Origin of the sequence: Pseudomonas sp. WSY_20, from assembly GCF_043104335.1 — a bacterium.
GTDB lineage: Bacteria > Pseudomonadota > Gammaproteobacteria > Pseudomonadales > Pseudomonadaceae > Aquipseudomonas > Aquipseudomonas parafulva_B.
In genome coordinates this window covers 237,477-250,695 of the sequence record NZ_JBICKP010000022.1, presented here as the reverse complement: position 1 = coordinate 250,695, position 13,219 = coordinate 237,477, and the positions used below count along the sequence as shown (strand labels likewise).

The following is a 13,219-nucleotide window of genomic DNA, read 5'->3' as shown; positions in this document are numbered from 1 at the left end:
CTCGTCATGCTGGATGGGTATCACAGCCCTTCGAGCATCGCCTTGTTGCGCACGGCACCTTTGTCGGCACTGGTCGCCAACAGGGCGTAGGCCTTCAAGGCTGTCGTCACCTTGCGCGGGCGTACCTCAGCCGGTTTCCAGCCCTTCTTGTCCTGCTCGGCGCGGCGCTCGGCCAGCTCGTCATCGCTCACCAGCAGATTGATCGAGCGGTTGGGGATATCGATCAGGACTTTGTCGCCGTCGCGCACCAGGCCGATGGCGCCGCCTGCTGCCGCTTCCGGCGAGGCATGACCGATGGACAGGCCCGAGGTGCCTCCCGAGAATCGGCCGTCGGTGAGCAGGGCGCACGCCTTGCCCAGGCCCTTGGACTTGAGGTACGACGTGGGATACAGCATTTCCTGCATGCCCGGGCCACCTTTCGGGCCTTCGTAGCGGATGATCACGATGTCGCCGGCCTTCACTTCGTCGGCGAGGATGCCACGCACGGCGCTGTCCTGGCTTTCGAAGATCTTGGCCGTGCCTTCGAACACGTGGATCGATTCGTCGACACCGGCGGTTTTCACCACGCAGCCGTCCAGGGCGATGTTGCCGTACAGCACGGCCAAACCACCTTCTTGTGAATACGCGTGCTCGAAGCTGCGGATGCAGCCGTTCTCGCGGTCGTTATCCAGGGTTTCCCAACGCGTCGACTGGCTGAACGCGGTCTGGGTCGGGATGCCAGCTGGGCCAGCCTTGAAGAAGGTGTGCACTGCCTCGTCGTCGGTCTGGGTGATGTCCCACTTGGCGATGGCTTCTTCCATGCTGCGGCTATGCACGGTGGGCAGGTCGGTGTGCAGCAGGCCGCCACGGGCCAGCGAGCCCAGGATGCTGAAGATACCGCCGGCGCGGTGCACGTCCTCCATGTGGTACTTCTGGATGTTGGGCGCCACCTTGCACAGCTGCGGCACCTTGCGCGACAGACGATCGATGTCGCGCAGGTCGAATGCCACTTCGCCTTCCTGCGCCGCAGCCAGCAGGTGCAGGATGGTGTTGGTCGACCCCCCCATGGCGATGTCCAGCATCATGGCGTTCTCGAACGCCTTGAAGTTGGCGATGCTGCGCGGCAGGACCGATGCGTCGTTCTCGCCGTAGTAACGTTTGCACAGCTCGACGATGGTGCGGCCGGCCGTCAGGAACAACTGCTCGCGGTCCGAGTGGGTGGCCAGGGTGGAACCGTTGCCCGGCAGGGCCAGGCCCAACGCCTCGGTCAGGCAGTTCATCGAGTTGGCGGTGAACATGCCAGAGCACGAGCCGCAGGTAGGGCAGGCGCTGCGCTCGTATTCGGCGACCTTTTCATCGGAGGCCGTGCTGTCGGCGGCGATGACCATGGCGTCGACCAGGTCCAGGCCATGGCTTGCCAGCTTGGTCTTGCCGGCTTCCATAGGGCCGCCGGAGACGAAGATCACCGGAATGTTCAGGCGCAAGGCAGCCATCAGCATGCCGGGGGTGATCTTGTCGCAGTTGGAGATGCAGACGATGGCATCGGCACAGTGCGCGTTGACCATGTACTCCACCGCGTCGGCGATGATTTCACGGCTGGGCAGCGAGTACAGCATGCCGTCGTGACCCATGGCGATGCCGTCATCGACCGCGATGGTGTTGAATTCCTTGGCCACGCCACCGGCGCGCTCGATCTCGCGAGCGACCAGCTGGCCCAGGTCCTTGAGGTGCACATGGCCCGGCACGAACTGGGTGAAGGAGTTGGCGATGGCGATGATCGGCTTCTTGAAGTCTTCGTCCTTCATGCCGGTGGCACGCCACAGGGCGCGTGCACCTGCCATGTTGCGGCCGTGGGTGGAAGTCTTGGAACGATAATCAGGCATGAAACACTCCTGGCGGCTTAATCAGGTCACAGAAAGGGGAGTGAGCTTCTCTTGTCCTCTGTACCGCAGGCCGGTTGCCACTGGCACGGATGGGGCCGAAGACCGCGCGGGATCGCCGCGTGCTTGGCCAGAGCTCATAAACCCGCCGGGGGATGACTGGCGATGAATAGCCCGATTCTACACCGCTGGCGCCGGGAAGGCATGACGATGTGTCCGGGCGGCGGTTTTGGGCGGAAACCCGAAGTTGTAGGAACCGTCTGAAACGATCCGTGTGAGGCTGACCTGCGCCTGACTTGCCATTATCATTCGGCCGCCGCATGTGCGGCTTGACGAGATAACCCTCAATGGACCTTCCCAGTTACCGGTTCGTCACGAACTGCAACCTGGCACTGAGCGCGCCGCCGCCAGGGCTGCCGAGGGCTTGAGTCTGCGAGGCTGAAGCCTGCAGGCGCCTGGTCGGCGCCTGGAGAACTTCATGCAAAACCCTATCGATAAAACCATCGCTGCTGGTGCCGTCGACGCTGCGCTCGATGCGCAACGGCGGCAAACCACCGAAAGCTTCCACAAAGGCGCCTCCATCACCACTACCATCGGTGACCTGCGGCACGCGACCCTCGGATTGCTGTACCGCAAGCGGGTGCTGTGGCTGGTGCTGCTGGTGTTCGGCAACCTGTTCTCAGGGGCAGGCATCGCGGCCTTCGAAGAAACCATTGCCGCGCATATCGCCCTAGTGTTCTTTCTGCCACTGCTGGTCGACAGCGGCGGCAATGCAGGCTCCCAGTCGGCAACCCTCATGGTCAGGGGCCTGGCCACAGGCGAAGTCACGCTGAGCGACTGGGGGCGAATGCTGGGGCGCGAATTTGGCGTCGCGCTGCTGCTGGGCTGCACCATGGCGGTAGCCGTGGCATCGCTTGGGCTGTTGCGTGGCGGCCCGCAGATCGCCTTGATCGTGGCCAGCAGCATGGTGGTGATCGTGCTGGTCGGCAGCCTGATCGGCATGAGCCTGCCGTTTCTGCTGAGCCGGCTCAAGCTGGACCCCGCCACGGCCAGCGGGCCATTGATCACGTCCATTGCCGACGCAGCAGGCGTGTTGGTGTACTTCGGTATCGCGACCCAGGTGCTTGAACTCTGAAACGATCGGGGGCCACCCAGGCCCCCGTCATGGCTCAGCTGTTGGGCAGTAACCGGCAGGTGATGCTCTTGATGTAGCGGGTTTCGCCAATCGCCGGGTGCACCGGATGGTCAGGGCCCTGACCACCGCGCTCGAGCAGCTGCATGTTGCGGTCCAGGTGACGGGCACTGGTCAGCAGGATGTTGTGCAGATCGTCTTCGGGCAGGTGCATCGAGCAAGAAGCACTGACCAGAATGCCGTCCTTGTTCAGCATGCGCATGGCCTGCTCGTTGAGCCTGCGGTAAGCCGCCTCGCCGTTCTTCAGGTCTTTCTTGCGCTTGATGAAGGCGGGCGGGTCGGCAATGATCACGTCGAAGCGCTCCTCGGCTGCCTTGAGTTCGCGCAAGGCTTCGAAGACGTCGCCCTCGACGCAGGTCAGCTTCTCACCAATACCGTTGAGCGCGGCGTTGCGCTCAACGCCATCCAGGGCAAAGCCCGATGCATCGACGCAGAACACTTCGCTGGCGCCGAAGGCACCCGCCTGCACACCCCAACCGCCGATGTAGCTGAACAGGTCGAGTACGCGCTTGCCCTGAACATAGGGGGCCAGGCGTGCACGGTTCATGCGGTGGTCATAGAACCAGCCGGTTTTCTGGCCTTCACGGACCGGGGCTTCGAAACGAACACCGTTTTCTTCCAGCGGAACCCAATCCGGGACTTCACCGTAAACGGTTTCGACATAGCGCTGCAGGCCTTCGGCATCACGGGCCGCCGAATCGTTCTTGAACAGGATGCCGCTTGGCTTGAGCACCTGGACCAGCGCCGCGATCACCTCATCCTTGTGCGCTTCCATGGTTGCCGATGCCAGTTGCACCACCAGGATGTCGAAGAAGCGATCGACGACCAGCCCCGGCAGCCAATCGGAATCGCCATAGACGAGGCGATAGCATGGCTTGTCGAACAGGCGCTCGCGCAGTGACAAGGCCACGTTCAGGCGGTGCACCAGCAGTGACTTGTCCAGTGGCAGCTTGACGTCGCGTGACAGCAAGCGGGCGCAGATCAGGTTATTGGGGCTCAGGGCAACGATGCCCAGTGGCTTGCCGTTGGCGGCTTCGAGCACGGCTTGCTGGCCGGCCTGCAAGCCTTGCAGCGGGGTGGTGGCAACGTCTACCTCGTTGCTGTAGACCCACAGATGGCCTGCGCGCAGGCGGCGGTCGGCATTGGCTTTGAGGCGAAGGCTGGGCAGGGACATGACGTCGCTCCGGAAAAAAGAGCGGGAGTATAACCCCTACCCAACCTTAATGCTGAGCGCCAGCTGTCAGGACGACAGGGCCTGGATCAGTGCCTTGTTGAAGGCAGGGATGTCATCGGGCTGCCGGCTGCTGATCAGGTTCCCGTCAACCACTACTTCTTCGTCGACCCACTCGGCGCCAGCGTTGCGCAGGTCATCCTGCAGGGTCTTGAAGCTGGTCATGCGCTTGCCCTGGGTCAAGCCGCTCGAAATCAGCAACCAGCCGCCGTGGCAGATCACGGCAATCGGTTTGCCGGCCGCGTCATGGCTTTTGACGATTTTCTGCGCGCCTTCAACCAGGCGGATGGTGTCCGAGTTCTGTACGCCGCCTGGCAGGACCACGGCATCGTAGAGTTCGCTGGCGCTGTCGAAGGTGCCGTCGACCTTGAATTCGTCCGCGGGCTCGTCGTGGTTCCAGCCGCGCACCGTGCCTTGCTTCTCGCTCAGCACGTGCACCTGGGCGCCCGCCTGCTGCAGGGCGTCACGCGGGCCTGTCAATTCCACCTGCTCGAAGCCATCAGTCACCAGGATAGCCACGCGCTTGCCGTTCAGTTCAGTACCCATGGGCCTTGCTCCTTTACTTGATGAATATGAGAAACAGGCCCACCCGCGCTCATGAAAGTTCAAGTTCACTGATCCAGCGGTTAGTTCTGTGGGGTGCATCGCGGTAGAATCGGCAGTCCCATACGAGTGTGCACGCATGTCCCAAGAACTCACCGCCGAACAGATCCAGCAAGCCTTGCAAGGCATCACCATTCCGCCGCAGCCGCAGATCATGGTCGATTTGCAGTTCGAGCAGTACATGCCTGACCCGGACCTGGAAACCATCGCCAAACTGATCGCTCAGGACCCCGGGTTGTCGGGGGCCTTGCTCAAGCTGGTCAACTCGGCGCACTTTGACCTGTCCAACAAGATTGGCTCGATCCAGCGTGCGGTGAATTTGCTGGGTAGTCGTTCGATCATCAACCTGATCAACGCGCAGTCGATCAAGGGTGAAATGAGCGATGAAACCATCGTCACCCTCAACCGGTTCTGGGATACCGCGCAGGATGTGGCAATGACCTGTCTGACGCTGGCCAAGCGCACGGGTATCCAGCCCGCCGACGAAGCCTATACCCTTGGGCTGTTCCACGATTGCGGCGTTCCGCTGATGCTCAAGCGCTTCCCCACGTACATGGATGTGCTCGAAGAGGCCTATGCAAAAACCAACGAGCAGACCCGCGTGGTGGACACCGAGAACCGCGCCTTCAACACCAATCATGCCGTCGTCGGCTATTTCACGGCCAAGTCCTGGCGCCTGCCCGAACACCTGACCGGCGCCATCGCCAACCACCACAACGCGCTGGCAGTGTTTCGCGATGACAGCGCCCGCAACAACCAAAGCCAGATGAAAAACCTGTTGGCGGTGCTCAAGATGGCCGAGCACATCTGTGCCTCCTACCGGGTATTGGGCAACCAGACGGTGGATCAGGAATGGAACGTAGTGGGGCCGCTGGTGCTCGATTACATAGGCTTGTCGGAATACGACTTCGATAACCTCAAACAGAACATCCGAGAACTAGGTGGGCACTGATACATGCCTGAGTTACCCGAGGTAGAGACCACCCGGCGCGGCATTGCACCGCATGTCGAAGGTCAGCGCGTCAGCCGCGTGGTCGTGCGTGACCGCCGCTTGCGCTGGCCGATCCCGGAGGACCTGGACGTGCGGCTCTCCGGGCAACGCATCGTCACGGTCGAACGCCGGGCCAAGTACCTGCTGATCAATGCCGAAGTAGGGACCCTGATCAGCCACTTGGGCATGTCGGGCAATCTACGGCTGGTGGAGGCGGGCTTGCCGGCTGGCAAGCACGAGCACGTGGACATCGAGCTCGAATCCGGTCTGATGCTGCGCTACACCGACCCGCGCCGCTTTGGCGCCATGCTCTGGAGCCAGGACCCGCTCAATCATGCGTTGCTGCTGCGACTTGGCCCCGAGCCACTGACCGACCTGTTTGACGGTGAGCGACTGTTCCAGCTGTCCCGCGGTCGGTCGATGGCGGTCAAGCCCTTCATCATGGACAACGCCGTGGTCGTTGGCGTAGGCAACATCTATGCGACCGAAGCGCTGTTCGCTGCCGGCATCGATCCGCGCCGCGCGGCCGGTGGCATTTCGCGGGCGCGTTACCTGAAGCTGGCCATCGAGATCAAGCGCGTGCTGGCGGCGGCCATCGAGCTGGGCGGCACCACGCTGCGCGATTTCATCGGCGGTGACGGCCAGCCAGGGTATTTCCAGCAGACACTGTTCGCCTACGGGCGCGGCGGCTTGCCCTGCAAGGTATGTAGCACCGAACTACGGGATGTGAAGCTGGGTCAACGCGCCAGCGTGTTCTGCCCGCGCTGCCAGCGCTGAGGCCTTGCGCGCTTCGGGATGATCGCCACGGAGGAGCAAGGCGCGGGCATGCCGATGGCCGGCAGCGTCAGGCCTTGCCGGTGATCTTCAGGTACTTGGCCATCAGCTGCTCTTGGCTTTCCGGGTGCGCCTCATCCAGCGGGATGCAGTCGACCGGGCAGACCTGTTGGCACTGCGGCTCGTCGTAATGACCCACGCACTGGGTGCACAGGTTGGGGTCGATCACGTAGATCTCTTCGCCTTGGGAGATGGCCTCGTTGGGGCACTCGGGTTCGCAGACGTCGCAGTTGATGCAATCGTCGGTGATGATCAGGGACATGGGGGCTCCGGCCGGGGCTCAACGCCCGGGCATGTTCAACGCAATGGGCACAATTGTGCCGCATTCGCGCCTGCAGTGCACGCAGGCGCGACGATCTGGAACAGCGGCTTTATTTCTTGAAGCGCTCAGTCAGCGCATCGGCCACGGCCGGGTGCACAAATTTGCTGATATCGCCCCCCAGTGCGGCGATTTCGCGAACCAGGGTCGACGAGATGAACGAGTACCGCTCTGACGGCGTAAGAAACAGGCTCTCGACGTCGGGGGCCAGTTGACGGTTCATGTTCGCCAGCTGGAACTCGTATTCGAAGTCCGACACTGCACGCAAACCACGAAGGAACACATTGGCACCTTGCTCCTTGGCGAAATGCGCCAGCAGCGAGGAAAAGCCGATGACTTCGACATTGGGCAGGTGCCTGGTGACCTCACGGGCCAGCTCCACGCGTTGTTCCAGCGGGAACAAAGGGTTTTTCTTGGGGCTGGCGGCCACTGCAATGATCACGGTGTCGAACAGCCGCGAGGCGCGCTCGACCAGATCGCCATGGCCTTTGGTAATGGGGTCGAAAGTACCCGGGTACAACACTCGGTTCATCGCGTCATCCTGGCTGGAGTGCGTTGGGGAGTCGGATGGTAGCGCAGCGACTGCGCCCGGCCAAGTCATGCGGCCGGCCAAGGCACTATACTTTGGGCCAGCCGATGGTGCGAGGCCGCAGCGCTTGGGTACCGTGCAACACCTCGGCAATACCTCGTACCATGGCGGTTTTCACTGCTCCGTATACAGGAAGCTGGACATGGCCCGGCCCATCAAGACCCGCGAGAGAATCGTCCAGAGCAGCCTCGAGCTGTTCAATCAGTCGGGCGAGCGCAGCGTCAGCACCAACCATATCGCGGCGCATCTGGGCATCTCACCCGGCAATCTGTATTACCACTTCCCCAACAAGCAGGCGATTATTGCGGTTTTGTTCGGCCATTACGAAGCGCACGTAGACAGCTTTCTGCGCCCGCCGCAGGGGCGCCCGCTGGCGGTGCAGGACAAGCGGTTCTACCTGCAGGCACTGCTGGCTGCGATGTGGAACTACCGTTTTCTGCACCGCGATCTGGAGCATCTGCTGGGCAGCGATGCTGAGCTGGCAGCCCGTTATCGACGCTTCTCCGCGCGCTGCATGCGTCAGGGCAAGGCCATTTACCGCGGTTTCGTCGAGGCGGGTATCCTGGCGATGAACCCCGCGCAGCAGGAGTCGCTGACCATCAACGCCTGGATCGTGCTCACCTCATGGGTGCGCTTTCTCAGCACGACCCGGGAGCATGCAGCGCACCTGGGTGAAGAAGCGTTCAAGCGGGGCGTGTATCAAGTGCTGGCCCTTGAGCTGGGGTTCGTCACCGAGCCTGCGCGCAATGCGGTGCAAGCCTTGTGCCGCGAGTTTCACGTACCGTTCATTCAGGCGCTTGAGCACTAGCGCCAGGGCCTGGGATTACATCGATCAGGAGATTGTCATGTCACTTGCGCAGTTGATCACCCCGCAGCAGTTGGCTGAGCGGCTGGATTCACCAAACCTTGTCATTCTCGACTGTCGCTTCGCCCTTGAGGATGTGGATTACGGTCAGCGCAGTTACGCCCTGGGTCATATCGAAGGGGCGCACTTTGCCGACCTTGAACGAGACTTCAGCGGCTCGGTCAGCAAGGGAGTGACAGGGCGTCACCCGCTGCCCGATCCAGAAAAGCTGGTAGCCCGCCTGCGCGAATGGGGCGTGGATAACGAGAGCGAAGTGGTGCTGTACGACGACGGTACCGGCGCCTATGCCGCGCGAGGTTGGTGGCTGCTGGCCTGGCTGGGCAAACGCAGTGGCGTTGCCCTCCTGGACGGCGGCCTGACCGCCTGGCACGCCGCGCACCTGCCATTAAGCCTGGATCCCCCAGTCCGGCGCGAAGGCAACTTCAGCGGCCAGCCCGATGATGCGATGTTGATCGATGCCGATGGCCTGGATCAGCGCCTGGACAGCGCAGACCTGACCCTGCTGGATGCGCGCGCATTGCCACGTTTTCGTGGCGACATGGAACCCATCGACCCAGTGGCAGGGCATATCCCTAGAGCACGCTGCGCCGCTTTCACCGAAAACCTTGGCAGCGATGGCCGTTTTCTGCCGCCCGAGCAACTCAGACAACGTTTCGAGCAGCAACTGCAGGGGCGTGCGCCTGAGCAACTGGTTGCGTACTGTGGTTCGGGGGTAACGGCGTGTCATAACCTGTTCGCGTTGGCGTTAGCAGGCTACCCGCTCGGCAAACTGTATGCAGGCTCATGGAGTGAATGGATCACCCGCCCTGAGCATGCAGTGGCAACGGGCGATCAGTAAGCCGTCCTCTGCATACCTTCGCGCAACCACTGCGGAATCCGGCGCTCCAGGTAATAGCCCGGTTTTCGCAGGCTGCCGTCGACGAACCCGACATGGCCGCCATGGGCGTGCAACTCCAGCTCGGTCCCCGGGGCCAGCTCGTTTGCCGTTGGTAAGCTCAGGGGCGAGACGAAGGGGTCGTCGCTGGCCTGGATGATCAGGGTCCGGGTACGGTTCTGGCCCAGGTAGAAGCCACTTGAAGCGCGGCGATAATAGTCGTGCACATCCTGAAAACCATTCAGCGGTGCAGTGACCTTGGCGTCGAAATCCCAGAACGTGCGCAAGCCACGCAGTGGCCCGAGCTGCTCCAGCTTCGCCAGACGTTCTGGGTGGCCTTGGTCTTTGAACAAGCGCTGCTTGATCTGCACGTAGGCGAGCATCTCGCGCATGAAATGTGCCTGGTACACCTTCGAAAACCCTAGGCCGATACGATCGGCACACTGGTCCAGGCGAAAAGGCACGGAGACGGCAACTGCTGCCTGCAACTGGCTGTCGTCACCCTGTTCGCCCAGGTATTTAAGCAGGACATTGCCTCCCAGGGAGTAGCCGACCGCGTACAGGGGGGCCAGGGGCCTTTTGGCGCGCAAGTGGCTGATGATTTCAGCCAGATCCTCGCTGGCGCCAGAGTGGTAGCTGCGCGGCAGCAGGTTCGGCTCCCCAGAACAGCCCCGCCAGTTCGCTGCGACGCTGGCCCAGCCCAGTGCGTGCAGCGCCTGTTGCAGGCCTTTGACATAGGGTGAGGACGATGACCCCGTTAACCCATGAAGCACTAGCACCAGCGGCGCATGGGGCTGGTGCGGGCCATGCCAGTCGAGGTCGATGAAATCCCCGTCCGCCAGCCAGATGCGTTCGCGGTCGCGTTGCAGCGCTGGGATTTTGCGCCAGAGGGGACCCCACAATGTTTGCAGGTGGGGGTTGGAAAGGCCTTTGGCAGGATTAAACAGGGCGCTGGAGCTTGGCATGCTGGGTAACTCGTGATGTGCCCGGCTAGAGTGCCATGAAACAGCGCCTGTATCAGCTCTCACTGACTCGCCTGTGCTCCTGCTCGCCTATCGCTGTGCTGGCTCCGGCGTAGGCAAGGGGGACTGCTCGGCGTCGGGGCCGAGGGTGACGAATACCTGAGGTGCGTTGCGCCACCACACCTGCGCTACTTCACGAAGGTGGGCAGGGGTCAATGAAGCAAGCCTGTCCAGATGGGTGGTCAGGTAATCGGCGGGCAGGCCCTGATGACTGTGCGTGGCCAATGTCGCTGCCAGCTTTGCGCTGTCGGCCAGTTCCCGGTGCAGCCGAGCAGCGATCTGGTTAACGGCCATGTCGCACTCCACCTGAGTTGGTCCAAGTTCATGGAGGCAATCCAGCATGCCTGCGACAAGGGCATGTGAAGCTTCCCGGTATTGCGGGGCGACGTCCCAGTGTACGTGCAACAGTGCTCCCGCATCCAAGTGCCTCAGTTTGGTAGTGACCGTGTAGGTCAGCCCTCGCACATGGCGCAGTTCCTGAGGCAAGCGCGCCTCGTAGTTGCCGCCAAGAATCTCGGTCAGCAACTCCAGTGCAGCATAGACCGGGGCGTTGGGTAGCACGGGGATGGCCAGGGTCAGCATTGCCTGAGTTGCACTGCCAGGGTGCGCAATATGGCGTGACAGAGGCGACTGCTCACCTAACATGGACGGTGGTTGCGATGCCCACTGCTGCGGCAAATCACGTATCAGGTCATTGACCAGCTGTTCCGCCTCGTCTCGGCTCAGGTCGCCAACCAGTCCTATAGCGAGGTTACTGGCCGAGTAAGCCTTTGCATGAAAGGCCCGCACCTGATCAGTGGTCAAGGGGCCGATGATCGCTGCATCGGCGTGCGAAGCGTACGGATGGCCGCTGAATACATGACCGGTGGTCGTATTGATCAGGCGTGCCAGCGGATTGAGGTTTTGCCGGCCTTGGTAGAGCGCTATTCGATCACGTATCTTCGCCACGTCCTCTGCGCGAAACGCTGGGCGGGCCAGCATCTGCGCCAGCGTTTGCGAAACAGCTCGCAGCAAGCCGGATGTGCTTAGGCACCTTAGCGTGATCGTGGCTTTGTCTTCGCTCAACGAGCGTCCCACGATGGCGCCCCTTGCAGCCATGTGCTCGGCAAACTGCGCCGCACTGAGGGTTTCGGTACCCTGATCAAGGCTGTAGAGCGTCAGCGCAGCCAGCCCTGGGTGATCGCCATCAAGAGCGCTACCTGCCCGGAATCGCAGCACCAGATCAATCATGGGCCGATCGTGCGCAGCTATGAAACTGACCTTCGTACCTTGCGCCGTCTCCCATCGCTCAGCCGTGGCCAGGAGGGCAGGAGGCTGGTCGAGCTCGACCGTTTGGGTCGAGGTCAGCCTTGCCATCGCTTGACGCGCAGCATCGATGGCAGGCCCCTGGCACAGCACAGGTGCTGCTTGGCGTATCTGATCGTCGGTCATGCTTGCGCTCCTGGTAAAAGAGAGGTGGTGGTCAGCCGCTCACGGCCCAGATAAGTGCGCGCTACCTGCTGCACCTGAGCGCTATCGATGATCGAGATCAGGCGCGCATGTTCGTCGATCAGGGTTGCTGGCTGCCCTGTCGCGGCCATGGCGCCGATTTGTGAGGCTTGGGCAATTGGGCTGTCGAGAGAGAAAAGCTGGCGGGCGAGCAATCGCAGTTTTATCCGCTGCAACTGCTCGTCGGACAAGGCTTCGGTATGCAGGCGTGCTATCTGCTTGTAGATAGCATCAGCAGCTTGTTCGAGGGTCGCATTCAGCGTGTTCACATAGGCTGAGAAGGTGATTACGGTGTCGCCACGTACGAGGAGGTCGTAGGTTGCGGCAACGCCTGTCAGCAGACCCCGGCCCCTGACAAGTTCGGCATACAACCAAGCGCTGGAGCCCTCGGCCAGTACTTCACAGATCAGTTCGAGGGTCTTGCTCGTGAGTGCATTGATGGCTGTGGCACAGCTGGGGACGTTGAAGGACATCAACAGACCATGGCTAAGCCCCGGCAAGCTGACGGTCTGGCTGCGTTCAGCCAATGGCGCGTCTGAGCGAGGAAAAGGCGAGTCTGTCAGCTGGCCGCGCTCCACGTGCGCAAAGTACCTTTCGACCTGCTGTTTCAACGTTTCCAGTTCTACGTTGCCCACCACGACGAGCGTGGCGTTGTTAGGCCGGTAATGGGTGATGTACCACTGCCGCAGCGTTGGAAGGTCGATGTTCTGTAGATCCACCGGCGAGCCGAAGCTTGGGGTGGCATAAGGGCTGCTGCCGTGTGCCAAAGCCAAGTGACGGTCGTAGGCTTGCTGGACGGGCTGGGCGTCTACCTTCAGGCGTCGTTCGTCAGCGATTGCCTTGGCGCCTCGTGCCAACTCGGGCAACCCGAATGTGGCTGTGGTCATGGCATCTGCCAACAGTTCGAGCGCAACGGGCAGGCGCGATGCAGGCAGCAGCATGTCGAAAGAGGTGGCGTCGAGGTGAGTACTGGCATTGGCCTGTCCCGCAAGGCGGGCAACGACTTTGGCGTACTGCCCAGGCTCCAGCTTGCGGCTGCCTTCGAATATGACGTGTTCGAGCAAGTGCGAGAGGTTGGTCTGCCCTGCCGGCTCATGGCGGGTACCGACGTTGTACCAGAGCTGGACGGCGGCGAGGGCATTTCGGCTCTGCTGCCTTAGGTAGACGGACAGACCGTTTTCAAGCGTGAAATGCTGGAGAGGGGAGGGGCTGGCGCTTGTAAGAGAGGCAAGCGCCGCCGAGACATCATCGGCCAGTGAAGGCGCAGAGAGTGATACGGTCATGCTGAGGTGCTCGGGTGGCTAGAGACCCGAGCAGCATCAGTCAATGCAAGACCTGGCCTGCGCTATATA

The 13,219-nt window shown here is 61.9% G+C and carries 13 protein-coding genes; 5 read left to right on the top strand and 8 right to left on the bottom strand.

Annotated features, from left to right (window positions below):
• Positions 1-20 precede the first annotated feature (20 nt).
• Entirely contained in the window at positions 21-1,862 is a 1,842-nt protein-coding gene (gene ilvD / locus ACF8E5_RS07815) for a dihydroxy-acid dehydratase (protein ID WP_058638145.1), read from the bottom strand.
• 475 nt (positions 1,863-2,337) lie between these two features.
• Here ilvD and ACF8E5_RS07810 point away from each other — a divergent pair, with 475 nt between their 5' ends.
• On the top strand, positions 2,338-2,994 hold the full coding sequence (locus ACF8E5_RS07810) for a magnesium transporter (protein ID WP_081321296.1): 657 nt from the start codon (positions 2,338-2,340) through the stop codon (positions 2,992-2,994).
• Between the two features lie 34 nt (positions 2,995-3,028).
• Here ACF8E5_RS07810 and ACF8E5_RS07805 read toward each other — a convergent pair whose 3' ends face one another.
• Positions 3,029-4,225, bottom strand: coding sequence for a class I SAM-dependent rRNA methyltransferase (locus tag ACF8E5_RS07805; RefSeq protein WP_058638144.1), 1,197 nt, complete (start codon positions 4,223-4,225; stop codon positions 3,029-3,031).
• 66 nt (positions 4,226-4,291) lie between these two features.
• Positions 4,292-4,828 carry a type 1 glutamine amidotransferase domain-containing protein gene (locus tag ACF8E5_RS07800; RefSeq protein WP_058638143.1) on the bottom strand — a complete coding sequence of 179 codons (537 nt, stop codon included), beginning with the start codon at positions 4,826-4,828 and terminating at the stop codon, positions 4,292-4,294.
• 190 nt (positions 4,829-5,018) lie between these two features.
• Here ACF8E5_RS07800 and ACF8E5_RS07795 point away from each other — a divergent pair, with 190 nt between their 5' ends.
• Both ACF8E5_RS07795 and mutM read left to right on the top strand, forming a co-directional pair.
• Entirely contained in the window at positions 5,019-5,837 is an 819-nt protein-coding gene (locus ACF8E5_RS07795) for an HDOD domain-containing protein (RefSeq protein WP_392475099.1), read from the top strand.
• A gap of 3 nt (positions 5,838-5,840) precedes the next feature.
• Positions 5,841-6,653, top strand: a complete 813-nt coding sequence (gene mutM, locus ACF8E5_RS07790; protein WP_058602884.1) for a bifunctional DNA-formamidopyrimidine glycosylase/DNA-(apurinic or apyrimidinic site) lyase — start codon at positions 5,841-5,843, stop codon at positions 6,651-6,653.
• A 67-nt stretch (positions 6,654-6,720) separates the two neighbouring features.
• Here the strand turns inward: mutM and ACF8E5_RS07785 are convergent, their stop codons facing one another.
• Together ACF8E5_RS07785 and coaD are read right to left on the bottom strand one after the other, a co-directional pair.
• Positions 6,721-6,972: a YfhL family 4Fe-4S dicluster ferredoxin gene (locus ACF8E5_RS07785; RefSeq protein ID WP_058602885.1), complete on the bottom strand. Its 252-nt coding sequence runs from the start codon at positions 6,970-6,972 to the stop codon at positions 6,721-6,723.
• A 109-nt stretch (positions 6,973-7,081) separates the two neighbouring features.
• The gene (gene coaD / locus ACF8E5_RS07780; RefSeq protein WP_023532462.1) at positions 7,082-7,561 is read right to left on the bottom strand and encodes a pantetheine-phosphate adenylyltransferase; all 480 of its coding nucleotides are present in this window, start codon (positions 7,559-7,561) and stop codon (positions 7,082-7,084) included.
• A 199-nt stretch (positions 7,562-7,760) separates the two neighbouring features.
• Between coaD and ACF8E5_RS07775 the strand changes: the two genes are divergently transcribed.
• Complete coding sequence (locus ACF8E5_RS07775) at positions 7,761-8,426, top strand: TetR/AcrR family transcriptional regulator (protein WP_058638142.1); 666 nt, start codon at positions 7,761-7,763, stop codon at positions 8,424-8,426.
• Between the two features lie 37 nt (positions 8,427-8,463).
• Positions 8,464-9,321 (top strand): sulfurtransferase, encoded by an 858-nt coding sequence (locus ACF8E5_RS07770; protein WP_196185512.1) that lies wholly within the window; start codon positions 8,464-8,466, stop codon positions 9,319-9,321.
• On the opposite strand, the gene ACF8E5_RS07765 is transcribed toward ACF8E5_RS07770, so the two are convergent.
• From ACF8E5_RS07765 to ACF8E5_RS07755, 3 genes are all read right to left on the bottom strand, one after another.
• Positions 9,315-10,322 (bottom strand): hydrolase, encoded by a 1,008-nt coding sequence (locus ACF8E5_RS07765; protein ID WP_392475093.1) that lies wholly within the window; start codon positions 10,320-10,322, stop codon positions 9,315-9,317. The genes ACF8E5_RS07770 and ACF8E5_RS07765 overlap by 7 nt on opposite strands.
• Positions 10,323-10,409: 87 nt before the next feature.
• Entirely contained in the window at positions 10,410-11,810 is a 1,401-nt protein-coding gene (locus ACF8E5_RS07760; protein ID WP_392475092.1) for a M16 family metallopeptidase, read from the bottom strand.
• Complete coding sequence (locus ACF8E5_RS07755) at positions 11,807-13,150, bottom strand: pitrilysin family protein (RefSeq protein WP_058638138.1); 1,344 nt, start codon at positions 13,148-13,150, stop codon at positions 11,807-11,809. Before ACF8E5_RS07755 ends, ACF8E5_RS07760 begins: the two co-directional genes overlap by 4 nt.
• Between the last annotated feature and the right edge of the window lie 69 nt (positions 13,151-13,219).